Here is a 22,166-nt window from a genome sequence, read left to right on the forward strand (position 1 = left end):
GCAACGACGCAGACTCCTGGCGCCGGACCATCCGAACGACTAGTTTCCGCCCATGAACGCCCATACGCCCGCCCCCATGCCGGTTCGTCGCCCGATCTCGCTCGTGCTGGCCAGCCCGCGCGGCTTCTGCGCCGGCGTGGACCGCGCCATCCAGATCGTCGAACGCGCCGTCGAGAAGTTCGGCGCGCCGGTCTATGTGCGCCACGAGATCGTCCACAACCGCCACGTGGTCGACCGCCTGAAGGCCCTGGGCGCGGTGTTCATCGAGGAACTGTCCGAGGCCCCCGACGACCGCCCGGTGGTGTTCTCGGCCCACGGCGTGCCCAAGTCGGTGCCGGCCGAGGCCCAATCGCGCCAGATGATCTATCTGGACGCCACCTGCCCGCTGGTCTCCAAGGTCCACGTCGAGGCCCAGAAGCACTATGACGCCGGCCGCGAGATCGTGCTGATCGGCCACGCCGGCCACCCGGAAGTCATCGGCACCATGGGCCAGCTGCCCGAGGGCTCGGTCACCCTGATCGAGGACATCAAGGACGCCGCCGCCTGGGAACCCAAGGACGCCGCCAACGTGGCCTTCCTGACCCAGACCACCCTGTCGGTCGACGACACCGCCGACATGGTGGCCCTGCTGCGCGAGCGCTTCCCCGGGATCGCCGCTCCGCACAAGGAAGACATCTGCTACGCCACCACCAACCGCCAGGACGCGGTCAAGCACCTGGCCGAGCAGTCGGAACTGGTGCTGGTGGTTGGCTCGAAGAACTCGTCCAACTCAGTGCGCCTGAAGGAAGTCGGCCTGAAGGCCGGCGCCACCGCCGCCTATCTGATCGACGACGCCAACGGCATCGACTGGACCTGGTTCGACGGTGTCTCGCGCGTGGGCCTGACCGCCGGCGCCTCGGCCCCGGAGGATCTTGTGCAGGGCGTCATCGACGCCATCTCGGCGCGCTTCGACACCACCGTCGAGGAACTGGTCGAGGCCCGCGAAACGATCACGTTCAAGCTGCCGAGGCTGCTGACGGCCTAAACTGGGCGGAGCCGAAACCTCGTCCTTCGACAAGCTCAGGATGAGGTTTCTACCGCAGCGGCGCCAAAAGTAGCCCTCATCCTGAGCCTGTCGAAGGACGAGGGCTGCCCACACCCTTGACCGCCGGCCTCCCGTCGAGCATCCCGACGCCATGGCCGTCTATACCGACATCACCGACGCTGAACTCGAAGCCTTCCTGGCGGGCTACGACCTGGGCTTGCCCCTGGCCTTCAAGGGCATCGCCGAGGGGGTGGAGAACTCCAACTTCCTGCTCGAGACGGAGAAGGGTCGCTATATCCTCACCGTCTACGAGCGGCGGGTGAGGGCCGACGATCTGCCCTATTTCCTGAACCTGCTGACCTGGCTGGCCGACAGGGGCTATCCCAGCGCCCGGCCGATCCCGGACCGCAAGGGCGCCACCCTGGCGACCTTGCGCGGCAAGCCGGCCGCCATCGTCGAGTTCCTGCCCGGCCTGTCGGTGCGCAAGCCCACCGTCGCCCACTGCCGCGAAGCCGGCGAGGGACTGGCCTGGCTGCATCTGGCCGGCGAGGGCTATCCCGGCCGCCGCGCCAACGACCTGGGCCAAAGCGCCTGGTCGCCGCTGTTTTCCAAGCACCGCAAGGCCGCCGAGGACCTCAAGCCCGGCCTGTCGGCGACCATCGACAGCGACCTGGCGCAGCTGGCCCTGATGTGGCCGCGCAACCTGCCGTCGGGCGTGATCCACGCCGACTATTTCCCGGACAACGTCTTCTTCGAGTCGAACGGCAAGTTCGCCGCGGCGATCGACTTCTATTTCGCGTGCGAGGACAGCTACGCCTACGATGTGGCCGTCACCCTGAACGCCTGGTGCTTCGAACCTGACGGCAGCTTCAACATCACCGCCGCCAAGGCCTTGCTGAACGGCTATGAGCGCCGCCGGCCGCTGAGCCCGGCCGAGAAGGAAGCCCTGCCGATCCTGGCGCGCGGCGCGGCCATCCGCTTCTTCCTGACCCGCCTGGCCGACTGGGGTTCGACGCCCGCCGGCGCCCTCGTAAAGCCCAAGGACCCGCTGGAGTACGAGCGCAAGCTGGCCGTCCACCGCGAAGGCCTCGTGCTGTTCGCATGACGCCCAAGGTCACGATCTATACCGACGGGGCCTGCAAGGGGAATCCGGGTCCTGGCGGCTGGGGCGCCATCCTGTTCTATGGCGACAAGAAGAAAGAGATCTGCGGCGGCGAGCCGGCGACCACCAACAACCGCATGGAGTTGATGGCCGCCATCCAGGCGCTGGAGCTGCTGAACCGCCCCTGCAAGGTCGAGCTGCATACCGACAGCCAGTACGTGATGAAGGGCATCCAGGAGTGGATCCGCGGCTGGAAGGCGCGCGGCTGGAAGACCGCCGACAAGAGCCCGGTCAAGAACGACGACCTTTGGAAGCGCCTCGACGCCGCCCGCGAGCGGCACGATGTCGACTGGCGCTGGGTCAAGGGTCACGCCGGCCATCCGCTGAACGAACGCGCCGACGCCCTGGCCAACGAAGGCCTGCGCCAGGCCAATCCGAGGGTGTTTTAGGCCTCGAGAACGCCCGGCTCCTCGCCGCTCACGAACGGCAGGCCTTCGTCTTCCCAACCCGTGATCCCGCCGATCATCAGCTTCACCGGTCGGCCCAGCCTCGCCAGCTTCAGGGCCGCGCGGTCGGCGCCGTTGCAGTGCGGGCCGGCGCAATAGACGACCAACAGGGTGTCGGCGGGCCATTGCGCCATCCGCTCGGCGGTCATGTCGGCGTGGCGAAGGTGGATCGCGCCCGGCACGTGACGGCGGGCATAGGCCTGCGGCGAGCCGACGACATGCAGCAGGACGAAATCGACCTCGCCCGCCTGCAGGGCGGCGGCGACGTCGGCGCAATCGGTCTCCAGCGACAGCCGCGCGGCGAAGTGGGCGGCGGCGTCTCGAGAGGACGCGGCGGGGATCTCGGACACATAGCTCGGCTTGGGGCTCATGACGGTCTCCAACGGTTGACGCCGATAGACTTGCCTTGGCGCGACCGTACGCGTTAGCTGGCGAGATCGACATCGACCGTAAAGATCATGCCAAACCGTCAGCCTCTTGTCGTCGTCCTCGCCTATGACGGCCTCTGCACCTTCGAATATGGCGTGGCGGTCGAGCTGTTCGCCTTGCCGCGTCCGGAGATGGGCGCGGACTGGTACCGCTTCGCCACCGCCGCCGTGGAGCCGGGCGACCTGAAGGGCCTGGGCGGCGTGCGGATCGTCGGCGACGGCGGGCTCGAGTTGCTGGAACAGGCCAGCGTCATCGTCGCGCCCGGCTGGCGGGGGATCGATCATCCCGCGCCCACGCCACTGATCGAGGCGCTGCGAAAGGCCCACGCCAGGGGCGCGCGGCTGATGTCGATCTGCTCGGGGGTGTTCGTGCTGGCGGCCACGGGTCTGCTGGACGGACTCCGGGCCACCACCCACTGGCGCTATGCCGACGCCTTGCGCCAGCGCTATCCGGCGATCGCAGTCCAGCCCGACGTGCTCTATGTCGACGAAGGCGACTTGCTGACCTCGGCCGGCAGCACGGCGGGCATCGATCTTGGCCTGCACCTGATCCGCCGCGACTTCGGGCCCGAAGCCGCCAACACCGTCGCCCGCCGTCTGGTCATGCCGCCGCATCGCGACGGCGGCCAAGCCCAGTTCGTCGAGCGGCCCGTGCCCGTGGCGCATGAGGCCTCGCGGCTTTCGCCGATCCTCGACCGCATGCGCGCCGATCTGGCCGGCGACCACACGATCAAGGCCCTGGCCGGCGCGGCGGGGATGAGCGAGCGGACCTTCCTGCGCCGCTTCGAGGCCGCCACCGGCGAGACCCCGGCCCGCTGGCTGCTGGCCGAGCGCCTCAACCGGGCGCGGGACCTGCTGGAGAGCTCGACGGCCGGGATCGAGCAGGTCGCGCGGGCCGTGGGCCTGGGCGCCCCGGCCCTGCGCCATCACTTCCGCCGCCAGTTCTCGACCACGCCCGGCGCGTACCGGGCGCGGTTCGCCAAGGCCTGAGGGTAAAGAGGGTTTAGATGACCGGCGCGTCCTCTGGCTCGCCGACCAGGATCCGGCCGAGACTGAGCTCGATCCAGTCGGCCAGGCCGCGCACCTTCTCGGCGACCTCCAGGCCCAGGGGCGTCAGGCTGTACTCCACATGCGGCGGCACAACCTGGTAGGCCACGCGGCGCACGAAGCCGTCGCCTTCCAGCTGCTGCAGGGTCTGGGCCAGCATCCGCTCGCTGACCCCGCCGATGCCCCGGCGAAGTTCGCTGAAACGATGTGTCCCCGTCTCCAGGGCCATCAGCGCCAGCACGCCCCAGCGGCTAGTCACGTGCTGGAGCACCGCGCGCGACGGACAGTCGGGCGCCATCAGGTCGCCGCGTAGCAGTTTCTCGGAGAGCGGCGCGGCAGGGGGCGAATTTTCTTTCATGCTTACATTCATGTGGGTACTTACGAAAAGTAAGCAAGGCGCCCAGATCGGTCCCATCACACCCCATCGGGAGAACGATCATGACCATCGCCATCACCGGCGCCACCGGCCAGTTGGGCCGCCTCGTCGTCAAAAGCCTCAAGACGCGCGTTCCGGCCGGCGACATCCTCGCCCTGGTCCGCGATCCGGCCAAGGCCGCCGACCTGGGCGTGGCCGCGCGCGCCGCCGATTACACCCGGCCCGAGACCCTCGGCCCGGCGCTCCAAGGCGTCGACACCCTACTGCTGATCTCCGGCAATGAGGTTGGCCAGCGCCTGCCCCAGCACCGCGCCGTCATCGAGGCCGCGCAGGCCGCCAGCGTGACGCGGATCGCCTATACCAGCATCCTGCGCGCCGACACCTCGCCGCTGGTCCTGGCCGACGAGCATAAGGCCACCGAAGCGCTGCTGAAGGCTTCGGGTGTCGCCTACACCCTGCTGCGCAACGGCTGGTACGCGGAGAACTATGCCGGCGCGATCCATGGCGCCGTCGCGTCGGGGGCGCTGATCGGCAGCGCTGGCGAAGGCAAGATCTCGGCCGCCGCCCGCGCGGACTACGCCGAGGCCGCCGCCGTCGTGCTGGCCACGGACGGCCACGAGAACAAGACCTACGAACTGGCCGGCGACACCGCCTTCACGATGGCCGAACTGGCCGCCGAGATCTCGGCCAAGGCCGGCAAGGCCATCCCCTACAACGACCTGCCCGAGGCCGAATACGCCAAGATTCTGGAAGGTCTGGGCCTGCCCGCCGCCTTCGCCGCGATCCTGGCCCAGTCGGACGTCGGCGCGTCGCAAGGCGGCCTGTTCGACGACGGCCATCAGCTGTCGGCCCTGATCGGCCGCCCGACCACGCCGATCTCGGCCCTTGTTGCCAATCTCGTCTCCTAGGGGGCTTGCTGGCTTAAGAAGCTGTGGGCGGTCCCGGAAAGTCCTCGCCAAGGCTCTCCGGGTTTGCCAAGCCGGCGCGATGAACCGCGTCGGCTACTACCGCCTGCCGCCCGTCAGGGGCGTCTTCTTCAGCCCGGTCCAGGAGGAGCGCCTGCTGCTCCTGGGCTGCCAGGAGGTGTTCAGCGACCGGTGCCTGACCAACGCCATCATCCGCCCCGGCCTCGACAAGGCCCTGGCGGCGCTGGCGCCCGGCGGAACCCTGGCGGTGCTCAGCCTGCACGCCCTGGCCGGCACGACGACGGACCTGCTGGAGGCGGTGCTGAAGCTGAAGGCCCGCGGCCTGCATCTGGTCGTGGCCCAGCCCGCGATCGACACCAACGCCGATCCCGGCTTCTTCGCCACCTGCGAGACCCTGACGGCCTTCAACGCCGAACGCGCCATGGTCAGGGCCGCCGAGGCGGCCCTGGTGAGCAAGGGCGGCGGCGCGCAGGGGCTTAAAGCCGGCGCGGCGGAGACCGACTGAACGGCGCCATTTTCTTGTCATCCCGGAAGCCTCGCAGAGGCTGTCCGGGACCCAGGGGTCGACGCAATGCGGTTGCCCCTGGGTCCCGGCTCTACGCTTCGCTTCGGCCGGGATGACAAGAGAGGAGTACAGCGCCGAGGCCGATCACACCTTCAGCCGGTAGCCCGTCTTGAAGATCCAGCCCACCGCCGTCAGGCAGATGACCAGGAACACGCCGGTCATGGCCAGGCTGACGCCGACGCCGACGTCCGACTGGCCGTAGAAGCTCCAGCGGAAGCCGCTGATCAGATAGACCACCGGGTTGAACAGGGTGACCTTCTGCCAGACTTCCGGCAGCATCTTGATCGAGTAGAAGCTGCCGCCCAGGAAGGTCAGCGGCGTCACGATCAGGGCGGGCACGATCTGCAGCTTCTGGAAGTTGTCGGCCCAGACCCCAATGATGAAGCCGAACAGGCTGAAGGTCACTGAGGTCAGGACCAGGAACAGCAGCATCACGAACGGGTGGGCGATCTCGAACGGCACGAAGATCCGGGCGGTGGCCAGGATCAGCAGGCCCAGGCAGATCGACTTGGTGGCGGCGGCGCCGACATAGCCGGCGACGGCCTCGAACCAGGCCACCGGGGCCGAGAGCAGCTCATAGATCGTGCCGGCCCACTTGGGCATGTAGATGCCGAACGAGGCGTTGGAGATGCTCTCGCTGAGCAGCGACAGCATGATCAGGCCCGGGATGATGAAGGCGGCGTAGCTGACGCCGTCGATCGACTGCATGCGCGAGCCGATCGCCGAGCCGAACACCACGAAATACAGCGAGGTCGAGATGACCGGCGCCAGGATGCTCTGCAGCAGGGTGCGGAACCACCGCGCCATCTCGAAGCGGTAGATAGCCTTGATCGCGAAAAGGTTCATTGCGGAGCCCTCACCAGGCTGACGAAGATGTCTTCCAGAGAGCTCTGGTCGGTCTTGAGGTCCTTGAAATCGACGCCGTGCTCGGCCAGGCGCTTCAACAGATCGGCGATGCCGGTGTCGTCGGCCTGGGCGTCGAAGGTGTAGACGAGGTCTGCGCCGTCGTTGATCAGGCTGAGCGAGGGATCGGCCAGACCGACCGGCAGGGCGGCCAGCGGCTCGCGCAGGTGCACGGTCAGCTGTTTCTTGCCCAGCTTGCGCATCAGCACGGTCTTGTCTTCGACCAGGATGATCTCGCCCTTGTTGATCACCCCGATCCGGTCGGCCATCTCCTCGGCCTCCTCGATATAGTGGGTGGTCAGGATGATGGTGACGCCGCTCTCGCGCAGCTGGCGGACCATCTCCCACATGTCGCGGCGCAGCTCGACGTCGACGCCGGCGGTGGGCTCGTCCAGAAACAGGATGGTCGGCTCGTGGCTCAGCGCCTTGGCGATCATCACCCGGCGCTTCATGCCGCCCGACAGCGCCATGATCTTGCTGTCCTTCTTGTCCCACAGGGAGAGGTCGCGAAGGATCTTCTCGATCAGGGCGTCATTGCGCGGCTTGCCGAACAGGCCGCGCGAGAAACTGACCGTGGCCCAGACCGTCTCGAAGGCGTCGGTGTGCAGTTCCTGTGGCACCAGGCCGATCTTGGTTCGGGCGGCGCGATAGTCCTTCACCACGTCGTGGCCGTCAGCCAAAACGACGCCCAGGCTGGGATTGACGATGCCGCAGATGATGCTGATCAGGGTGGTCTTGCCGGCCCCGTTCGGGCCCAGGAGCGCGAAGATCTCGCCCCTCTCGATGTCCAGGTTGATCGTCTTGAGGGCCTGATGGCCAGACGCATAGGTCTTGGTCAGACCCTTCACCGATATGATTGAAGTCACGCCGTCTCCCCTAAACGCGACGGTTCAGCGTCGCGCATGCCCTGCAAGGTGGCTGATGCGGGGCTCAAATGGTGTCGCCGTCGGCGGATAACAGGGGCAGACGCCGCGTTCTGTCAGCAGATCTCCGTCAGGTCGGGATCTTGCGGACCTTCAGCACCGCGCCATTGAGGCCGATGACCACCACTTCCTGGCTGATGGCGGGGATCGGCTCCTCGGTCTCGGCCGCCCAGTCCTTGCCGTCGACGAACACCCGGCCGCGGCCTTGCTCAAAGGTCGACAGCACCTGGCCGCGCTGGCCGATCAGCCGTTGCAGCGGGTCGTTGAGGTCCGGCCCCGTCGGCTCCAGCACCGGCCGCAGGAAGCGGCGGGCCAGATAGGTCGAGGCGATGGTCAGGACGGCGAACAGGCCGATCTCGAGCACAGCGCCCGGATGCAGGGCCTGGGCGACCAGGCCTATGACGAAGGCGCTGGCCGCCGGCCACAGGAGCCAGCCCGTCCCGGTCGAGACCTCGATGGCCAGGCAGAGGGCCGCGACGGCCAGCCACAGCCAGAACGGTTGCAGAGCGTAGAAGCCGGCGATCGCGCCCATGACCTAGGCTCCGCGCTTGGCGGGCGGCGGGCTGGTCGGCGCCGCGGTCGATGCGCTCCGCGACGGCGGCGGGGCCTTGGGGGTATCGGCGCCCAGGCTCTTGATCAGCTCGGCGACGCCGGCGACGGTCCCGGTCAGGCCCGAGAAGTCGGCCGGTACGATGACGGTCTTCTGTTGCGGGCTGCGGGCCAGTTCGCCGAAGGCTTCGACGTACTTCTGGGCGATGAAGTAGTTGATGGCGTTGACGTCGCCCTTCGAGATCGCCTCGGAGACGAAGGCCGTCGCCTTGGCTTCGGCCTCGGCTTCCCGCTCGCGGGCCTCGGCGTCGCGGAAGGCGGCCTCGCGGCGGCCCTCGGCCTGCAGGATGGCGGACTGCTTCTGGCCCTCGGCGCGGGCGATCTGGGACTGCTTCTCGCCCTCGGCCTCGGTGATCACCGCGCGCTTCTCGCGCTCGGCCTTCATCTGGCGCGCCATGGCGTTGGTGATGTCCGGCGGCGGCGTCAGGTCCTTGATCTCGATCCGCGCCACCTTGACGCCCCACGGGCCGGTGGCGTGGTCGATGGTCGAGAGCAGCCGGGTGTTGATCGCGTCGCGCTGGCTCAACACCTCGTCCAGCTCCATCGAGCCGACGACGGTGCGCAGGTTGGTCTGGGCCAGCTGGGTGATGGCGTACATCAGATTGTCCACCCGATAGGCGGCCGCGGCGGCGTCCATGACCTGGATGAAGACGATGGCGTCGACCTTCACCGACACGTTGTCCTTGGTGATGACCTCCTGCTGGGGCACGTCCAGCACCTGCTCCATCATGTTCACCTTGCGCCCGATCGTCTCGACGAAGGGAGTCAGGATGCTGATGCCGGGCTTCAGGGTCCGGGTGTAGCGGCCGAACCGCTCGACGGTGAATTCGCGCCCCTGCGGCACGATCTTGATGACGCTCATCACCAGCACGAAGGCCAGGACCAGCAGGACGATTACGACGATGGACGTGCCCAAGAGCAACGCTCCTCTACAAACCTGGGTAGAGGTTAGCGCGCCGCTTCGCCGTACGCCATGGAATCCGGCGCGGGCGGCGGCGACGTCGGGCGCATCGACTGCGAGAGCCTGTGGGCCAGGACCTGGCCCTTGCGGGCGGCGGCCTGCTCGGCCTTGCGGCTGGCCTCGTCGCAGATCGGATATTCGCTGCGACGCGAGGCGAAGCCGGTGTTGAACCGCTCGCGCATCTGGGCGTCGAAGGCCTGGTCGGCCTGCTCCACCTCGGTCAGGCGAACCATGCGCGAGCGCCAGTACTGGTCGTCGACGCCCTCGCAGGCCTGGCGCAGGGCGTGGCTCTCGCCCAGCGTATAGGCCAGGTCCAGCAGACGCTGACGCTCGTCGGCGGCTCGTTCCTGACCGAACGCCTTAGGGGCCAGGACCGGCGAAACGACGAGGGCGCCGAGGAGGACGCCGATAAGGAACGGACGCGACATGAGCCTGTTATCGCCAAACCACGCCCGCCTGTCACCGTCCCGCGCCTGACGGGCGAGCGGTCGGCTTCCGCTTGGGGACAAAATGCCCCTCGGTGTCAAAAAAGCTTGAACAATAAGGGCCTTGTGATCGCCACAGATCAGGCGTTCCCTGTGGATACTGCAAGGAGGTCTGCCCATGACTGAGGTGCATTATGGTGTCGTTCGGGTCGGCGATCGCTGGTCCATCATCGGCGACAACCTGCGCTTTGGCGCTTACGAAACGCGCGGCCAAGCCAGCGCCGCGGCCCGACGCCTGGCCGAGCATCCAGCCGGCCTGGGCCTGCATGTGATGCTGCACGAGCAGGAAGAGGACTGGGTGCTGCCCGGCCCGACGACGCTGAGCTAAGGCATTCCTCCAACCGCTCATCCCCGCGAAAGCGGGGACCCAAGCTGACGCTTCAAACCAAATTCTTGTCATCCCGGAAGCCTCGCAGAGGCTGTCCGGGACCCAGGGGTCGGCGCAGTGCGGCTACCCCTGGGTCCCGGCTCTCCGCTGCGCTGCGGCCGGGATGACAAGCTTTGGATAGGGCGCAAACCGGCGCCTGGGCCCTCACCTCCGGGGAGGCTGGAGGCTGGAGGCTGGAAGATACAGTCTAGGCTTCCGCCGTCTCTTCCTCCTCGCCGTACAGGAACGGCTTGATGACCCGCCACACCTGCAGGATCGACGCGACCGCGCCCACCACGGACGCGACGACCTGGAACGCCTGCCAGACGAAGCCGACCAGCGGGTCCTCGCCCAGCATCGCCACCAGCGGGTAGATCAGGTGACTGACCGCGATCCGGAACTGAGCGTAGGCGGTGGAATACTCCACCGACGCCCCGGCGATAGCGGCGGTGACGATCACCGCCAGCACCGGTGCCCACAGCAGCGGCAGGACCAGCAGCAGGGCCAGGGCCGTAATCAGCGACTTGGTCGACAGGCTGACGTCCTGGGCTAACGTGATCCCGACGCCGGTGATCACCGCCAGGCCCAGCAGGGCCAGGGCGATCGGCAGGGCGAGGTCGGCGGTCTCCGCCAGCGGCGCGCCCACGCCGAAGACCATGGCGGCCATGACCAACAGGGTGACGACGAACGATCCGAGCCACAGCGCGCCGTACTGGCTCAGCCTCCGCCGCAGGTGTCGCTTGGCGATCATGGGTCTACTCCCTGGCCCTTGCGGAGGGTGCTTCGGAAGAGTCTCGCCGTCCACGGGAAACTAAGCCGTGCGCCGCGCGCTTATGCTGTCGAGCTTCACGGGAGGCATGCATGACCGCCATCACCCGCATCGTCCGCAGCACCGTCGAGGGCGACGCCGCGCCGACCTACGATTCCAACCGTCTGCTGGCCGCCCTGCGCCCGGACGCCCTGGCCGAACTGGCCGCGCACATGGTTCTCGTCGACCTGCCGGCCGACGCCGTGCTGTTCGATGTCGGGGACGACGTCGAGCACACCTACCTGCCCTGCGGCCCCACCCAGGCCTCGTTGTTGGTGGTGACCTCGGACGGCCAAGAGATCGAGGCCGCCAGCATCGGCTTCGAAGGCGCGATCGGCGGCGTGGTCAGCGCCGGCTTCAAGCCCGCCTATGGCCGCGCCGTCGTCCGCGTGCCCGGCCACGCCTTCTGCCTGCCGACCGCCAAGCTGGAGGAGGTCAAGCTCCGCCACGCCGTCGTCGGCGACCTGTTCGATCGCGCCGCCGACGCCTTCATCGCCCAGATGATGCAGGTCGCCGCCTGCAACGCCCTGCATCCGATCGAGCAACGTGTCTGCCGCTGGCTGCAGTTCGCCCACGACCGCTCGGGCAAGGAGCCGATCCGCCTGACCCAGGAGACCCTGGCCCAGATGCTGGGCGTGCAGCGCACGACGATCAGCGCCGTCGCCCGCGTCCTGCAGGACGCCAAGGTCATCCACATCGGCCGCGGCAAGGTCGAGGTGCTGGACCGTCCGGGCCTGGAAAAGCGCGCCTGCGAATGCCACGCGGTCTTCGAGGCGCACTTCCAGCGGATCCTGCCCCCGCACAAGCGTTAGACGCGGAAGGCGTTCGCCCGGTCCAGCGCCGCCTCGGCCTCGCTGACGAGCCGCGCCACGATCTCTCCAGCGGGCAGCACCTCGCGCACGCCGCCGGCGCTCTGGCCCATGGCGAAGCAGGACTTGGCCGGGTCGAGACCCTCGATCTGGCCGCCGATGCCGCCCATGGCCCCCGCCCGGATCGAGATCATGGCCTGCTGCGGGAAAGGCTGGATGTCGGATGGCCGGCCCTCCCAGTCGTCGACATAGGGGTTCTTCTTCACCCGCATCGGCTTGCCTGAGTAGCAACGGGTGCGGATCGTGTCTTCGTCGGCCGCCTCGACCACCGCCTGGCGATAGAGGTCGCCGGCGTGAGCCTCGAGGCTGGCGATGAAGCGCGTGCCCATCCAGACGCCCTGGGCGCCCAGGGCCAGGGCCGCCGCGAGGCCCCGGCCATCATAGAGCCCCCCCGCCGCGACGACAGGGATCTTCACGGCCTCGACCGACTGCGCGACCAGCGGCAAGGTGCCGACCAGACCGGTGTGGCCGCCGCCCTCCCCGCCCTGGCAGATGACGGCGTCGCAGCCGGCCTGCTCGGCCTTGACCGCGTGCTTCACCGCCCCGCAGACGACCATGACCTTCAGGCCGGCCGCCTTGAGGCGCGCGATGATCGGCAGCGGCACGCCAAGGCCGGCGATGAAGGACGAGGCGCCCTCCTCGATGATGACCTCGACGCTGGCGGTGAGCGCGTCCGGCGTGGCGGCCAGCAGGTCGACGCCGAACGGCTTGTCGGTGAGGCTTCGGACCTCGCGCATCTGGTCGCGGATGAAGTCCGGCGAGGTCCCGGCCATGCCCAGCACACCGTAGCCGCCGGCGTTCGACACCGCCGCCGCCAGCGGCGCATAGGACACCCCGCCCATGCCGGCCAGAAGGATCGGATGCTCGATATGCAGTAGATCGCAGAGCGGCGTGCGCAGGCCCATGACCGTTCCTCCCGTTGCTTTCAGGGAGGATTTCGCGCCGCGCCCGCGCCCGCAAGCGTGCCGCGAGGTTAGCCTAGCCTAGTTGTGGCGGACCAGCTCGGTCTCGACGTCCGATTCGGCGGTCCAGAAGCAGCTGGCCATGGCCGTCAGGACCAGGGCGATCAGCGTCAGGAAGCCGCGCGGCGGAGCCAGGCTGACAACGTCTTGGGGCGTCATCGTCTTTGTTTCCTCGTCGGCGCCCGGATCTGATGTCCAGGCTGCCGTGGAGAAAGCTTCTCACCGCGCGGACCGTTCCGCAAGGCCCTGTTTTACCTGGGTTTTTATTGGACTTCAGAGTCCAAGAAACACGCCGTCAGAAGATCGAGTATCCGCCGTCGATGACGATGGTCGTGCCCGAGTGGTAGCTCGACGCGTCCGAGGCCAGATAGACGGCCATGCCGCCGAAATCCTCGGGCTCGCCCCAGCGGCGAGCCGGCACGCGCGGGATGACCTTCTCGGCGAAGGCGGCGTTCGCCTGCGCCCCGGCCGTCATGTCGGTGGCGATCCAGCCCGGCAGGATGGCGTTGGCCCGCACGCCATAGCGGGCGTGCTCGACGGCGACCGACTTGATCATCGAGATCACCGCGCCCTTGGTGGCCGCATAGGCCTCGTTGCGGGCCGCGCCCTCGATGGCGGCCAGCGAGGCCACCCCGACCAGCGAACCGCCCGGATCGCCGGTCTTGGCGCGCTCGACCATGTGGCGACAGGCCTCGCGCAGGGTGAAGAACACACCGTCCAGATTGACCGACAGCACCTTGCGATAGGTCTCGGTCTTCATCTCGACGAACGAGGGCGAACCGAAGCCGACGCCGGCATTGGCGAAGACGCTGTCGACCCGGCCCATGGCGGCCACGGCCTCCTCCATGCCTTCGCGGACCTGATCCTCGTCGGAGACGTCGACGGTCTGAGCCTTCACCCGCACGCCCAGCGTGGTCAGCTGCTTCTCGGCCTCGAGATTGCGCTCGGGATTGGAGCCCCAGATGACGATGTCGGCGCCAGCCTCCGCCATCGCCTTGGCCATGCCCAGGCCGATGCCGCGATTGCCGCCGGTGACCAGGGCCACCTTGCCCGACAGATTGAACGGCGCGTAGGCCATGGCGAACCTCCCTCTTGTCTCTGAAACGTTTGTTTGAGGAGAGGCGGTCGGGCGCGGAAGGTCAAGAGCCCCAGAAGTGGAAGGCTTGCCAGCCGGCGCCGACGGCCGGCCGCGACACGCCCAGGAGGTCGGTGACCGTCAGGGCCGCGCCGAAGATGAAGCCGCTGACCCCGGGGACCCAGAAGATCAGGGCGAACAGGATGAGAAAGCCGATCCGCTCGATCTTGACCAGCCTGGCCCGCACGCCGTCGGAGAGGAATGGCCGGATGACGCCGTAGCCGTCCAGGCCCGGGATCGGCAGGAGGTTCAAGACCAGGGCGCTGGCCTGGAGAAGAGCCAGCAGCGACAGGGCGTTGTACAGCGGGCCCGAGGCGACGAACGGCAGGATCACGGCCAGGGCGACCAGCACCGCCAGCGTCCCCAGCGGCCCGGCCAGCGAGGCCAGCGACCGCCAGCCTTTCGACCGCATCAGGTCCTCGCGCAGATAGACCGCCCCGCCAGGAAAGCCGATGCCGCCCAGGGCCAGGGCGATCAGCGGGAAGATGAGGGTGGTGACGAGGTCCGAGTACTTGAGCGGATCGAGGGTCAGGTAGCCCTTCTCGACGATCGTCGTGTCGCCGGCCTTGTGCGCGACGAAGGCGTGGCCGAACTCGTGGACCCCGACGCTGAGGATCCAGGTCGCGGCGACAAAGGCGAAGGCCAGCGGTCCGGCGGGCGGCAGCTCGGTCGCCACCGCCCAGCCCAGACCCACGCACGCGGCGATCAGGATCAGGGCGTTGGGGCTGAGGGAGGTGCGCGGGGCGCGGGCTTCGACGAGGGTCATGGGGTGGATTGAACACGGACGATGGCTGGACGCAACGAAGCGCCGTGACGGAGGGGCGTCTAAGCCCCGAACCGCTGATACGTCTCCGCGATCACCCGCCGTGTTTCCTCCCACTCGACCAGGGCCATGGCCTCGTCCAGCGTCACGAACTTCGCCTCGGCCGCGTCGTCGCCGGCCACGGCCTCGCCGCCGGTCCATCGGGCGGCGTAGTCGATCATCACGTAGTGGCGAGTGATCTCGCCGCCTGGACGGGCCGGGAACACGCCGTCGACCACGTCCAGCAGGCCCAGCAGCTCGGCCTCGACGCCGGTCTCTTCCTTGAGCTCGCGCAAGGCGGCGACCTCCAGGGTCTCGCCCCATTCCAGCCTTCCGCCCGGCAGGCTCCACTGGTTCAGTCGAGGCGGCGTGCCGCGCCGGATCAGCAGGACGTCGCCGCCGCGCAGGCAGACGACGCCGACGGTCGGCACGGGATGGTTCATGGCCAGGTCCTTCAGGGGAAGCCGACCTTGAGATCGACGCTGGATTTCACACCGATGCAGTTTCCGCAGTCGGCCAGCCAAGCCTCCGCCGCCTTGCGCCCCCGCGCCTTGAGGTCGGTCAGGAAACTCCACTCGGTGTTGAACTTGGTGGAGAGCGACAGATCCGCCAGCGGCTTGTCGGCGGTGATGGCGTGGACCAGCATCCGGCGGTAGCGGCCCCGGGCGTTTTCCTTCAGCAGGCCCTCGTCCAGCAGCTTCTGCACGAAGCCGATGGCCCGCAGTTCCGAGGCCAGGGAGGCGTTGAAGGTGATCTCGTTCAGCCGGTCCATGATCTCGCCCGGGGACTTGGGTGTCTCCTCGCGGACGAATGGGTTGAGGCTGACGATCAGGATGTCGTCGGGGGTGTCGTCATAGAACAACGGCCACAGCGGCGGATTGGCCAGGAAACCACCGTCCCAGTAGGGCTCGCCGTCGATCTCCACGGCCTGAAAAACCTGCGGCAGGCAGGCGCTGGCCATGATGTGGCGAGACGTCAGCTCGGTCTCGCGGAAGATCACCGACTTGCTGGTCCGCACCGCCGTGGCGGCGACATAGAGCTTGATCGGGCTCTTCTCGCGGATCTGGCTGAAGGTGATCTCGGCTTCCAGCGTGTCGTGCAGCGGGTTCAGGTTGAACGGATTGAACTCGTAGGGGCTGAGCGACAGGGCGAAGGTCTCGGCCATCCGCCAGCCGGGAGTGTTCTTCAGCCAGTCGGCCCCGCCGCTGAACGCGGAGGTCCAGATCGAGGTGTCGCCGAAGACGTTGCGCCCGCCCTGCCGGTTCACCTGCCGCCAGAAAGATTCGAGACGCTTCCTGGCCCCGGCCTTGCCGTCGTCGATCAGGCCCTGGGCCAGGCAGACGGCGTTCATAGCCCCAGCCGAGGCGGCGGTGGCCGCCCGGATCTCCAGATCGTCCTCCTCCAGCAGGCGGTCGAGCACGCCCCACTCGAACGCCCCGTGCGAGCCCCCGCCCTGCAGGGCCAGGCTCAGCGTCCGGGGGCCGGACTTCTTCTTGATGAAGGGCGGGATGGGCACGCGGCCCAGCCTATTGCGCGACCCAGCCGCCGTCGACCTGGAACGCCGCGCCATTGGCCGAAGCCCCGGCGTCGGAGACCAGATAGAGCAACATGCCGCCCAGCTGTTCGAAGGTGACGAACTGCTTGGTTGGTTGGGCGGCCAGGATCACGTCCTTCATCACCGCCTCTTCCGAAATGCCGCGGGCCTTGGCCTGATCGGCGATCTGGGCCTCGACCAGCGGGGTCTTCACGAAGCCGGGGCAGATGGCGTTGCAGGTGATTCCGTGCTCGGCGACCTCGAGGGCCACCGTCTTGGTCAGGCCCAGGATGCCGTGCTTGGCCGCGACATAGGCCGACTTGAACGGCGAGGCGACCAGACCATGCGCCGAAGCGATGTTGACGATCCGCCCGCGTCCCTGCTCCTTCATGATCGGCACGGCCGCCTTGGTCGCGTGGAAGGCCGACGACAGGTTGATCGCGATGATCAGGTCCCACTTGTCGTCCGGGAAATCCTCGATCGGGGCCACGTGCTGGACGCCGGCGTTGTTGACCAGGATGTCCAGCTCGCCGAACTCGGCCTTGGCGGCGCGGACCATGTCGGCGATCTGGTCGGGCTTGGTCATGTCGGCGCCGTGATACAGCACCTCGACGCCGTGGGTTTCGGCCATCTCGGCCCGGGCGCGCTCGATGGCGTTCATCTCGCCCAAGCCGTTCATGACGATGTTGCAGCCCTGGGCGGCGAGCGCGTCGGCCAGGGCGTGACCGATGCCGCTGGTCGAGCCGGTGACGATGGCGACCTGCCCCTGCAAACCGAAATCCACGGCCATGCGCTCACGCTCCCTGCATTTGCTGCGACGCAGCATATAGCTCGCCCATGCGAGAGGCGAGCGCTTATAAATTCATCGATAGATGAATTCAGGGCTGCGGGCGAGCGAAAACCCAGTCGGCCTCGGTCGAAAGGTTCGGCTTGAAGGCGTAGCCGTCCAGGTCGAACCGCTTCAGCCCTTCGGCGCGGTCGATCCGGTTGTCGATGATGTAGCGAGCCATGCGGCCCCGCGCCTTCTTGGCGAAGAAGCCCAGCACCCGCAGCTCGCCGTGCTTCTCTTCCTTGAAGTGGCAGGTGACCACCGGCAGCTTCAGGGCCTTGGCGTCGACGGCGCCGAAATACTCCTGGCTCGCCAGGTTCACCAGGGTCGGGTCGTCGTGGCCCTCGGCGGCGGCGTTCAGGGTCGTGGAGATCGTCTCGCCCCAGAAGTCGTAGAGGTTGCCGCCGCGCTTGGTCTTCAGCCGCGCGCCCATCTCCAGGCGATAGGGCTGCAGGGCGTCGAACGGGCGCAGCACGCCGTAGAGGCCCGACAGGATCCGCAGGTGATCCTGGGCCCACTCCAGGGCCGGACGGTCCAGCTCGCGGGCGGCCAGGCCGGCATAGACATCGCCGTTGAAGGCGATGATCGCCTGCAGGCCATCCTCGAGCTCGGAGTCGAAAGCCTGGAACCGCTCGCGGTTCAGCTTGGCCAGGGCGTCGGAGATGTGCATCAGCCGCTTGAGGTCGGGCGCGGTCAGCTTGCGCGTGACCTTGGCCAGTTCGGCGATCTGGGGCTTCAGCGCCGGCGTGGTGAGCGGCAGCACATCCTTGGGGGCGGTGAAGTCCAGCGACTTGGCGGGCGAGATGACCATCAGCATGGCCGGGAGATAGAGGCTTAGGGGCGACGGCGCCAGCTATGTCATTCCCCTGAGTCGACACGCCGCCGCATGTCCGCATGGGCGGCGGCGATCAGCTCGGCCAAGGCCGACTCGTCGATCGGCTGGCCCCAGCGCAGTTTGACGTGTCGCATCCGCTTGCCGGCGCCCTCCAGCAAGCCGGCGGCATCCGGCAGCGACGCTCCCTCGTAGAGGCCTATGCTGGCATGGGCGGCGAAGGCGTCGACATAGGCGAAGGCGGCGTCGTCGACGCAGGCGGTCGGATGGCCGTCGTGCAACACCTCGCGAACGTCTTCGCCGCTGGCCCGCAGGCGCTCGAACCAGGGCTCGACAAGCCGGCGCAGCGGATCGTCGGCCGAGAACCAGGCCTCGACCTCAGGGTGACGCCGGACAGCGCTGGCGAACCGGAAGAGCGCGCTCATGCCGCCATCAAGCTCGCCCCGGTCGAGGTTGTCGAGTCCATCACTTTCCATGTTGGAAAGTTTTCACTTGCCATTCTGGAAAGTAGCGGGTTATGACTTTCCGCAATGGAAAGTAAGGAAGTCGCCATGACCCGAGACGAGGACGCCCTGCGGATGCTGGCCGAGGTCGAAGCCGCCAATACCGACCTGGCCGAACGGGCCAAGGCGCCGATCTGGTACCACCCGGCGCTGGGTGTTCTGATCGGCGGGCTGATCGGGGTGCAAGCGCTGCCGATCCCCCTCGTGGTCGCGTTTTATACCGTCTATGTCGCCGGCCTGTGGCTGCTGGTGCGAGCCTACAAGCGTCACACGGGAATGTGGGTCAGCGGCTACCGCGCCGGGCGCACACGCTGGATCGCGGTCGGGCTGGCCGCGCTCGCGACACTCGGTGGACTGATCTCGCTTTGGCTGGTGCACGAGCGGGGGCTAACCCTGGCGCCGCTGGTTTTCGGCGCGCTGGTCGCCGTGATCGTCACCATCGGCGGCTTCGTCTGGGAAGCGGCCTTCCGCGCCGACCTGCGCGACGGCGGCTCGCTGTGAGCGTGGAACTGGACCCGGTGATCCACGCCCCCAATCGCCTGCAGATGTGCTGCATGCTGGCGGCGGTGGACACCATCGACTTCGCCACCGTCCGCGAGGCGCTGGACGTCTCGGAATCGGTGCTCAGCAAGCACGTGAAGACCTTGGAGGAAGCCGGCTACGTCAAGGTCAGCAAGGCCGCCTCCGACGGCCGCCAACGCACCTGGCTGTCGCTGACCAGTCCGGGCCGCAAGGCGCTGAAGGGTCACCTGGCGGCGCTGAAGGCGATGATGGCCGGGGTTCCGGAGACCTAGCGGGTCAGGACGATCGGCTTGACCGCGCCGCCCGAGACCGAGACCAAGGTGACGATCGTGCCGCCCTCCTGGACCATATAGCCGCCGCCATTGCCGGCCGGGCTCTCGATACTGACCACGGCCGCGACATAGTAGTCGCCGTCGGGCAGGCGGTCGAAGGCGAAGCCGCCCTGGGCGTCGCAGGTCTCGATCGTGACGACCGGATCGAACGGCTGAGGCTCCCAGCTCGTCCGGCGGGCGAAGCCGCCCTGCTCCGAACCATAGGCCTGGCGCACGAAGGCGATAGTGGAAGGACCGCGCGGGAACAACCGCACCGGCGAGCCGGCGCAGCTGCGAGTCTGGCCGTTGCGCGTGCGCAGGAAGGCCGTGCCCTTGATGATGTTGCTGCTGCTCACGACCGCCGGCGGCGGCGGCGCGACCGGCCCCCCGGAGAGCGGCGCGGGCGTGTAGACCGTCGGCGCCGCCGGTGCGTAGGTCGGCGCGCGGGAGGGCGGCGGAGCCGGTGTGTAGATCGGCGGCGCCGCGACCGGTTCGGGCGCATAGGCCGATTGCGGAACGGCCGGCGGCGGCGGGACAGGCTCCGGCGGCAGGAGCTCGGCGGGCGGGTCGTAAGGTCCAGTCCGCTCCAGCTTCACGAAGGCCGGATTGGGCACGAGGTCCTGGGTGGCCCCGGTGGCGGAGTCGATGCCGACCCCGATCAGACCACCGATCAGGACGTTGCCGGCCATGCCGGCGGCGCCCGCCTTGGCGGTCTTGTGGGTGACGGTGATGGTGGCCGGGCGGTACCCCGGCTTGGTGACGGTGGCGACAAACTCGCTCTTGCGGCTCATGCGGATCGCGCACGGCGTCGCTTCGCAGAAGTGGCCGTTGGTGGTCTCGACCTTGGCGCCGATCGGGTCGCTGTTGACCTCCCAGGCGTCGGTCGAGCCGCGCGTCACAGACGCGCAGGCGCAGAGCAGGACGCACGCGGACGCCGACGCGACCAAACCAAACTTCATGATCTTTCCCCGCCCATCCCCTGACAGGTGCGCCTTATGGACGCCCAGGAGTTGAGTAACCGTGAAGGCGGCTCGACCCATCCGGGGCGAGACGGCTATGCAGCGCCCATGACCCAGACTTTTGGCCTCGTGGCCGCTCTCGCCTGGCCGCTGCCGATGGTCGTGGCCGCGTTCCTGGTCGCCCGCGACCGGACGCTGAAGTTCCGCATCGTGTGGGCGCTGATGTGCTTCGTCGGCGTCGGCGCGTTCTGGATGCAACAGGGCACGGGCCACTGGGGCTTCATACCCCTGGCGATCAACGTGCTGGGTCCCGGCTCGCAGGCCGGCTTCTACAAGGCCACGATCCCGGCTGGCGCGATCGCCGTGCTGGTCCTGCAGGCCCTGCGCGTCCGCAAGCGGCGCGCCCTGGCCAAAGCCGCCGGCTAGAACAGAATCCTGGGGTTCATGATCCGCTTGGGGTCCAGAGCCCCCCGGATCGCCCGCAGGGCCGCGACCTCGATCGGGTCCTTGTAGGTCAGGGCCTCGGCCGTCTTCATCGCCCCCAGGCCGTGCTCGGCGCTGATCGAGCCGGCGAAGCTGGCGGTGATGTCGTGGACGATCCTGGCGCCCCGCTCGCGCTGGGCGTCATGAGCGTCATCATCCGCGCCAACGGGTTTGAGCACGTCGTAGTGGACGTTGCCGTCGCCGACATGGCCGAAAGCGATGATGCGCACGCCGGGGAAAGCTTCCTCCAGCGCCGCGTCGGCCTTTTCAATGAAGGCCGGGATCTTCGAGACCGGCACCGAGATGTCGTGCTTCCACACCGCGCCCTCGGGCTTCTGGCCCGCCGAGTGCCCCTCGCGGATGTGCCAGAAGGTCTTCTCTTGCGTCTCGGTCTGCGCGACGGCGGCGTCGGCGATCAAGCCGTCGCCCAGGGCCTTGGCCAGCAGGCGTTCCAACGCCGCCTCGGCCGTCCCGGGCTCGCCGCTGGCGATCTCGATCAGCACGTACCAGGGATGCTCGGTCGGCAGCGGATCGCGCAGGCCAGGCACGTTGCGGATGGTCAGGGCGAAACCCAGCAAGCTCATCAGCTCGAAGGCCTCGACCGCGCCGCCGGTCTCGTCTTTCGCCCTCGCGAGAAGCTGGATCGCGTCGGCCGGCGCGTTGAGGCCCACGATCGCCACCGCCCGCGAGGCCAGCGGCGCGTGCAGCTTCAGCGAGGCCGCGGTGACGACGCCCAGCGTGCCCTCGGCGCCGATCAGCAGTTGCTTGAGGTCGTAGCCGGTATTGTCCTTGCGCAGGCGCTTGAGGCCGTTCCAGATCTCGCCATTGGGCAGCACCGCCTCGACGCCCAGCACCTGCTCGCGCATCATGCCATAACGCAGCACGGCCGTGCCGCCGGCGTTGGTCGAGATCAGTCCGCCGATCGTGCAGGAGCCTTCCGAGGCCACGCCGACCGTGAAGCGCCGGCCGACCCGGGCGGCCTGCTGGTGGGCTTCGTGCAGCGTGACCCCGGCCTCCAGCACCATGGCGTCGTCGAGCGGGTCGACGTCGCGGATCGCCTTCAGCTTCTGGGTCGAGAGCAGAATCTCGCCGTGCGGGATCTGGCCGGCGACGAGGCCGGTATTGCCGCCCTGGGGCGTGATCGCCACGCCCTCGGCCGCGCAGATCCCGACCACGGCGGCGACCTCGGCGGTCGTGCGCGGCGTCACCAGCAGCGGCGTCTCGCCCCGCCAGCGACCGCGCCATTCGACGAGGTGTGGCGCGAGCACGTCCGGATCCTGGCTCCAGCCGCCCTCGCCGAGCACGGCCTTGATCCGGGAGACGACATCGGCGGGGACAGGCTTGATCATGGCGCTCAGTATAAGCGGCGGATTGGGTCGATGTCAGCGTCTACGG

The 22,166-nt window shown here is 68.2% G+C and carries 31 protein-coding genes and 1 pseudogene; 11 read left to right on the plus strand and 21 right to left on the minus strand.

Going from position 1 to position 22,166, the window contains the following annotated elements; translation table 11 throughout:
* Positions 1–76: 76 nt before the first annotated feature.
* The 3 genes from ispH to rnhA all read left to right on the plus strand — a co-directional run bounded on the left by ispH (position 77) and on the right by rnhA (position 2,575).
* Positions 77–1,024 carry a 4-hydroxy-3-methylbut-2-enyl diphosphate reductase gene (gene ispH / locus AC1RNC_RS20570; protein ID WP_492837410.1) on the plus strand — a complete coding sequence of 316 codons (948 nt, stop codon included), beginning with the start codon at positions 77–79 and terminating at the stop codon, positions 1,022–1,024.
* Positions 1,025–1,175: 151 nt separating this feature from the next.
* Positions 1,176–2,129 (plus strand): homoserine kinase, encoded by a 954-nt coding sequence (thrB, locus tag AC1RNC_RS20575; RefSeq protein WP_492888130.1) that lies wholly within the window; start codon positions 1,176–1,178, stop codon positions 2,127–2,129.
* Complete coding sequence (rnhA, locus tag AC1RNC_RS20580) at positions 2,126–2,575, plus strand: ribonuclease HI (protein ID WP_492888131.1); 450 nt, start codon at positions 2,126–2,128, stop codon at positions 2,573–2,575. Before thrB ends, rnhA begins: the two co-directional genes overlap by 4 nt.
* Here rnhA and AC1RNC_RS20585 read toward each other — a convergent pair.
* Entirely contained in the window at positions 2,572–3,003 is a 432-nt protein-coding gene (locus AC1RNC_RS20585; protein WP_492888132.1) for a rhodanese-like domain-containing protein, read from the minus strand. The genes rnhA and AC1RNC_RS20585 overlap by 4 nt on opposite strands.
* A gap of 87 nt (positions 3,004–3,090) precedes the next feature.
* Here AC1RNC_RS20585 and ftrA point away from each other — a divergent pair, with 87 nt between their 5' ends.
* Positions 3,091–4,050 carry a transcriptional regulator FtrA gene (gene ftrA, locus AC1RNC_RS20590; RefSeq protein WP_492888133.1) on the plus strand — a complete coding sequence of 320 codons (960 nt, stop codon included), beginning with the start codon at positions 3,091–3,093 and terminating at the stop codon, positions 4,048–4,050.
* 13 nt (positions 4,051–4,063) lie between these two features.
* Here the strand turns inward: ftrA and AC1RNC_RS20595 are convergent, their stop codons facing one another.
* Positions 4,064–4,477 carry a winged helix-turn-helix transcriptional regulator gene (locus AC1RNC_RS20595; protein WP_492888134.1) on the minus strand — a complete coding sequence of 138 codons (414 nt, stop codon included), beginning with the start codon at positions 4,475–4,477 and terminating at the stop codon, positions 4,064–4,066.
* A gap of 68 nt (positions 4,478–4,545) precedes the next feature.
* On the opposite strand from AC1RNC_RS20595, the gene AC1RNC_RS20600 reads away from it, so the two are divergent.
* Both AC1RNC_RS20600 and AC1RNC_RS20605 read left to right on the plus strand, forming a co-directional pair.
* Positions 4,546–5,391 carry an SDR family oxidoreductase gene (locus AC1RNC_RS20600; protein WP_492888135.1) on the plus strand — a complete coding sequence of 282 codons (846 nt, stop codon included), beginning with the start codon at positions 4,546–4,548 and terminating at the stop codon, positions 5,389–5,391.
* A gap of 79 nt (positions 5,392–5,470) precedes the next feature.
* Positions 5,471–5,914: a recombinase family protein gene (locus AC1RNC_RS20605; RefSeq protein ID WP_492888136.1), complete on the plus strand. Its 444-nt coding sequence runs from the start codon at positions 5,471–5,473 to the stop codon at positions 5,912–5,914.
* On the opposite strand, the pseudogene AC1RNC_RS20610 reads toward AC1RNC_RS20605, so the two are convergent.
* The 6 genes and pseudogenes from AC1RNC_RS20610 to AC1RNC_RS20635 all read right to left on the minus strand — a co-directional run bounded on the left by AC1RNC_RS20610 (position 5,886) and on the right by AC1RNC_RS20635 (position 9,798).
* Positions 5,886–6,062, minus strand: a pseudogene (locus AC1RNC_RS20610) (hypothetical protein). The gene AC1RNC_RS20605 and the pseudogene AC1RNC_RS20610 sit on opposite strands and share 29 nt — an antisense overlap.
* Complete coding sequence (locus AC1RNC_RS20615) at positions 6,059–6,820, minus strand: ABC transporter permease (protein ID WP_492888137.1); 762 nt, start codon at positions 6,818–6,820, stop codon at positions 6,059–6,061. Before AC1RNC_RS20615 ends, AC1RNC_RS20610 begins: the two are co-directional and overlap by 4 nt.
* On the minus strand, positions 6,817–7,743 hold the full coding sequence (locus tag AC1RNC_RS20620) for an ABC transporter ATP-binding protein (RefSeq protein ID WP_492888138.1): 927 nt from the start codon (positions 7,741–7,743) through the stop codon (positions 6,817–6,819). Before AC1RNC_RS20620 ends, AC1RNC_RS20615 begins: the two co-directional genes overlap by 4 nt.
* Before the next feature lie 127 nt (positions 7,744–7,870).
* On the minus strand, positions 7,871–8,332 hold the full coding sequence (locus AC1RNC_RS20625; RefSeq protein WP_492888139.1) for an NfeD family protein: 462 nt from the start codon (positions 8,330–8,332) through the stop codon (positions 7,871–7,873).
* A 3-nt stretch (positions 8,333–8,335) separates the two neighbouring features.
* Positions 8,336–9,271: an SPFH domain-containing protein gene (locus AC1RNC_RS20630; protein WP_395445904.1), complete on the minus strand. Its 936-nt coding sequence runs from the start codon at positions 9,269–9,271 to the stop codon at positions 8,336–8,338.
* An 86-nt stretch (positions 9,272–9,357) separates the two neighbouring features.
* Complete coding sequence (locus tag AC1RNC_RS20635) at positions 9,358–9,798, minus strand: TIGR02301 family protein (protein WP_492888140.1); 441 nt, start codon at positions 9,796–9,798, stop codon at positions 9,358–9,360.
* A gap of 157 nt (positions 9,799–9,955) precedes the next feature.
* Here AC1RNC_RS20635 and AC1RNC_RS20640 point away from each other — a divergent pair, with 157 nt between their 5' ends.
* Positions 9,956–10,183: a hypothetical protein gene (locus tag AC1RNC_RS20640; RefSeq protein ID WP_492888266.1), complete on the plus strand. Its 228-nt coding sequence runs from the start codon at positions 9,956–9,958 to the stop codon at positions 10,181–10,183.
* Between the two features lie 52 nt (positions 10,184–10,235).
* Here AC1RNC_RS20640 and AC1RNC_RS20645 read toward each other — a convergent pair whose 3' ends face one another.
* Both AC1RNC_RS20645 and AC1RNC_RS20650 read right to left on the minus strand, forming a co-directional pair.
* Entirely contained in the window at positions 10,236–10,391 is a 156-nt protein-coding gene (locus tag AC1RNC_RS20645; protein WP_492888141.1) for a hypothetical protein, read from the minus strand.
* Positions 10,392–10,430: 39 nt separating this feature from the next.
* Positions 10,431–10,973 carry a hypothetical protein gene (locus tag AC1RNC_RS20650; RefSeq protein WP_492888142.1) on the minus strand — a complete coding sequence of 181 codons (543 nt, stop codon included), beginning with the start codon at positions 10,971–10,973 and terminating at the stop codon, positions 10,431–10,433.
* A gap of 110 nt (positions 10,974–11,083) precedes the next feature.
* On the opposite strand from AC1RNC_RS20650, the gene AC1RNC_RS20655 reads away from it, so the two are divergent.
* Positions 11,084–11,842: a Crp/Fnr family transcriptional regulator gene (locus AC1RNC_RS20655; protein WP_492888143.1), complete on the plus strand. Its 759-nt coding sequence runs from the start codon at positions 11,084–11,086 to the stop codon at positions 11,840–11,842.
* On the opposite strand, the gene AC1RNC_RS20660 is transcribed toward AC1RNC_RS20655, so the two are convergent.
* The 9 genes from AC1RNC_RS20660 to AC1RNC_RS20700 all read right to left on the minus strand — a co-directional run bounded on the left by AC1RNC_RS20660 (position 11,839) and on the right by AC1RNC_RS20700 (position 18,469).
* Positions 11,839–12,804 (minus strand): NAD(P)H-dependent flavin oxidoreductase, encoded by a 966-nt coding sequence (locus AC1RNC_RS20660; protein WP_492888144.1) that lies wholly within the window; start codon positions 12,802–12,804, stop codon positions 11,839–11,841. The genes AC1RNC_RS20655 and AC1RNC_RS20660 overlap by 4 nt on opposite strands.
* Before the next feature lie 78 nt (positions 12,805–12,882).
* A complete protein-coding gene (locus AC1RNC_RS20665) occupies positions 12,883–13,020 on the minus strand; it encodes a hypothetical protein (RefSeq protein ID WP_492837424.1) in 138 nt (45 codons plus the stop codon).
* 136 nt (positions 13,021–13,156) lie between these two features.
* The gene (locus tag AC1RNC_RS20670) at positions 13,157–13,939 is read right to left on the minus strand and encodes an SDR family NAD(P)-dependent oxidoreductase (protein ID WP_492837425.1); all 783 of its coding nucleotides are present in this window, start codon (positions 13,937–13,939) and stop codon (positions 13,157–13,159) included.
* Between the two features lie 61 nt (positions 13,940–14,000).
* Positions 14,001–14,762: a site-2 protease family protein gene (locus tag AC1RNC_RS20675; protein WP_492888145.1), complete on the minus strand. Its 762-nt coding sequence runs from the start codon at positions 14,760–14,762 to the stop codon at positions 14,001–14,003.
* Between the two features lie 59 nt (positions 14,763–14,821).
* The gene (locus AC1RNC_RS20680) at positions 14,822–15,241 is read right to left on the minus strand and encodes an NUDIX hydrolase (protein ID WP_492888146.1); all 420 of its coding nucleotides are present in this window, start codon (positions 15,239–15,241) and stop codon (positions 14,822–14,824) included.
* An 11-nt stretch (positions 15,242–15,252) separates the two neighbouring features.
* Positions 15,253–16,314, minus strand: a complete 1,062-nt coding sequence (locus AC1RNC_RS20685; RefSeq protein ID WP_492888147.1) for a patatin-like phospholipase family protein — start codon at positions 16,312–16,314, stop codon at positions 15,253–15,255.
* 10 nt (positions 16,315–16,324) lie between these two features.
* Positions 16,325–17,122 (minus strand): 3-hydroxybutyrate dehydrogenase, encoded by a 798-nt coding sequence (locus AC1RNC_RS20690; RefSeq protein WP_492837430.1) that lies wholly within the window; start codon positions 17,120–17,122, stop codon positions 16,325–16,327.
* Between the two features lie 88 nt (positions 17,123–17,210).
* On the minus strand, positions 17,211–17,978 hold the full coding sequence (gene yaaA, locus AC1RNC_RS20695; RefSeq protein ID WP_492888148.1) for a peroxide stress protein YaaA: 768 nt from the start codon (positions 17,976–17,978) through the stop codon (positions 17,211–17,213).
* 41 nt (positions 17,979–18,019) lie between these two features.
* A complete protein-coding gene (locus AC1RNC_RS20700) occupies positions 18,020–18,469 on the minus strand; it encodes a DUF1801 domain-containing protein (RefSeq protein ID WP_492888149.1) in 450 nt (149 codons plus the stop codon).
* A 75-nt stretch (positions 18,470–18,544) separates the two neighbouring features.
* Here AC1RNC_RS20700 and AC1RNC_RS20705 point away from each other — a divergent pair, with 75 nt between their 5' ends.
* Both AC1RNC_RS20705 and AC1RNC_RS20710 read left to right on the plus strand, forming a co-directional pair.
* Positions 18,545–18,997 (plus strand): hypothetical protein, encoded by a 453-nt coding sequence (locus AC1RNC_RS20705; protein WP_492888150.1) that lies wholly within the window; start codon positions 18,545–18,547, stop codon positions 18,995–18,997.
* Positions 18,994–19,290: a transcriptional regulator gene (locus AC1RNC_RS20710; protein WP_492888151.1), complete on the plus strand. Its 297-nt coding sequence runs from the start codon at positions 18,994–18,996 to the stop codon at positions 19,288–19,290. Before AC1RNC_RS20705 ends, AC1RNC_RS20710 begins: the two co-directional genes overlap by 4 nt.
* On the opposite strand, the gene AC1RNC_RS20715 is transcribed toward AC1RNC_RS20710, so the two are convergent.
* Positions 19,287–20,288: a hypothetical protein gene (locus AC1RNC_RS20715; protein WP_492888152.1), complete on the minus strand. Its 1,002-nt coding sequence runs from the start codon at positions 20,286–20,288 to the stop codon at positions 19,287–19,289. The two genes, AC1RNC_RS20710 and AC1RNC_RS20715, sit on opposite strands and share 4 nt — an antisense overlap.
* Before the next feature lie 108 nt (positions 20,289–20,396).
* Between AC1RNC_RS20715 and AC1RNC_RS20720 the strand changes: the two genes are divergently transcribed.
* A complete protein-coding gene (locus AC1RNC_RS20720; RefSeq protein ID WP_492888153.1) occupies positions 20,397–20,714 on the plus strand; it encodes a hypothetical protein in 318 nt (105 codons plus the stop codon).
* On the opposite strand, the gene AC1RNC_RS20725 is transcribed toward AC1RNC_RS20720, so the two are convergent.
* Entirely contained in the window at positions 20,711–22,120 is a 1,410-nt protein-coding gene (locus AC1RNC_RS20725; protein ID WP_492888154.1) for an FAD-binding oxidoreductase, read from the minus strand. The two genes, AC1RNC_RS20720 and AC1RNC_RS20725, sit on opposite strands and share 4 nt — an antisense overlap.
* Positions 22,121–22,166 lie beyond the last annotated feature (46 nt).

Source organism: Caulobacter sp. GW822-FHT01G02 (assembly GCF_058802865.1).

Excerpts from the sequence above, each read along its gene's own strand:
- ftrA (WP_492888133.1), top strand. The coding sequence starts at position 3,091 with ATGCCAAACCGTCAGCCTCTTGTCGTCGTCCTCGCCTATGACGGCCTC.
- AC1RNC_RS20670 (WP_492837425.1), bottom strand. The coding sequence starts at position 13,939 with ATGGCCTACGCGCCGTTCAATCTGTCGGGCAAGGTGGCCCTGGTCACC.
- AC1RNC_RS20680 (WP_492888146.1), bottom strand. The coding sequence starts at position 15,241 with ATGAACCATCCCGTGCCGACCGTCGGCGTCGTCTGCCTGCGCGGCGGC.
- yaaA (WP_492888148.1), bottom strand. The coding sequence starts at position 17,978 with ATGCTGATGGTCATCTCGCCCGCCAAGTCGCTGGACTTCACCGCCCCC.
- AC1RNC_RS20635 (WP_492888140.1), bottom strand. The coding sequence starts at position 9,798 with ATGTCGCGTCCGTTCCTTATCGGCGTCCTCCTCGGCGCCCTCGTCGTT.
- AC1RNC_RS20605 (WP_492888136.1), top strand. The coding sequence starts at position 5,471 with ATGAACCGCGTCGGCTACTACCGCCTGCCGCCCGTCAGGGGCGTCTTC.
- ispH (WP_492837410.1), top strand. The coding sequence starts at position 77 with ATGCCGGTTCGTCGCCCGATCTCGCTCGTGCTGGCCAGCCCGCGCGGC.
- AC1RNC_RS20700 (WP_492888149.1), bottom strand. The coding sequence starts at position 18,469 with ATGGAAAGTGATGGACTCGACAACCTCGACCGGGGCGAGCTTGATGGC.
- thrB (WP_492888130.1), top strand. The coding sequence starts at position 1,176 with ATGGCCGTCTATACCGACATCACCGACGCTGAACTCGAAGCCTTCCTG.
- AC1RNC_RS20715 (WP_492888152.1), bottom strand. The coding sequence starts at position 20,288 with ATGAAGTTTGGTTTGGTCGCGTCGGCGTCCGCGTGCGTCCTGCTCTGC.
- AC1RNC_RS20690 (WP_492837430.1), bottom strand. The coding sequence starts at position 17,122 with ATGGCCGTGGATTTCGGTTTGCAGGGGCAGGTCGCCATCGTCACCGGC.
- AC1RNC_RS20725 (WP_492888154.1), bottom strand. The coding sequence starts at position 22,120 with ATGATCAAGCCTGTCCCCGCCGATGTCGTCTCCCGGATCAAGGCCGTG.
- AC1RNC_RS20665 (WP_492837424.1), bottom strand. The coding sequence starts at position 13,020 with ATGACGCCCCAAGACGTTGTCAGCCTGGCTCCGCCGCGCGGCTTCCTG.
- AC1RNC_RS20660 (WP_492888144.1), bottom strand. The coding sequence starts at position 12,804 with ATGGGCCTGCGCACGCCGCTCTGCGATCTACTGCATATCGAGCATCCG.
- AC1RNC_RS20600 (WP_492888135.1), top strand. The coding sequence starts at position 4,546 with ATGACCATCGCCATCACCGGCGCCACCGGCCAGTTGGGCCGCCTCGTC.
- AC1RNC_RS20615 (WP_492888137.1), bottom strand. The coding sequence starts at position 6,820 with ATGAACCTTTTCGCGATCAAGGCTATCTACCGCTTCGAGATGGCGCGG.
- AC1RNC_RS20720 (WP_492888153.1), top strand. The coding sequence starts at position 20,397 with ATGACCCAGACTTTTGGCCTCGTGGCCGCTCTCGCCTGGCCGCTGCCG.
- AC1RNC_RS20650 (WP_492888142.1), bottom strand. The coding sequence starts at position 10,973 with ATGATCGCCAAGCGACACCTGCGGCGGAGGCTGAGCCAGTACGGCGCG.
- AC1RNC_RS20625 (WP_492888139.1), bottom strand. The coding sequence starts at position 8,332 with ATGGGCGCGATCGCCGGCTTCTACGCTCTGCAACCGTTCTGGCTGTGG.
- AC1RNC_RS20675 (WP_492888145.1), bottom strand. The coding sequence starts at position 14,762 with ATGACCCTCGTCGAAGCCCGCGCCCCGCGCACCTCCCTCAGCCCCAAC.
- AC1RNC_RS20705 (WP_492888150.1), top strand. The coding sequence starts at position 18,545 with ATGACCCGAGACGAGGACGCCCTGCGGATGCTGGCCGAGGTCGAAGCC.
- AC1RNC_RS20585 (WP_492888132.1), bottom strand. The coding sequence starts at position 3,003 with ATGAGCCCCAAGCCGAGCTATGTGTCCGAGATCCCCGCCGCGTCCTCT.
- rnhA (WP_492888131.1), top strand. The coding sequence starts at position 2,126 with ATGACGCCCAAGGTCACGATCTATACCGACGGGGCCTGCAAGGGGAAT.
- AC1RNC_RS20655 (WP_492888143.1), top strand. The coding sequence starts at position 11,084 with ATGACCGCCATCACCCGCATCGTCCGCAGCACCGTCGAGGGCGACGCC.
- AC1RNC_RS20595 (WP_492888134.1), bottom strand. The coding sequence starts at position 4,477 with ATGAATGTAAGCATGAAAGAAAATTCGCCCCCTGCCGCGCCGCTCTCC.
- AC1RNC_RS20630 (WP_395445904.1), bottom strand. The coding sequence starts at position 9,271 with ATGAGCGTCATCAAGATCGTGCCGCAGGGGCGCGAATTCACCGTCGAG.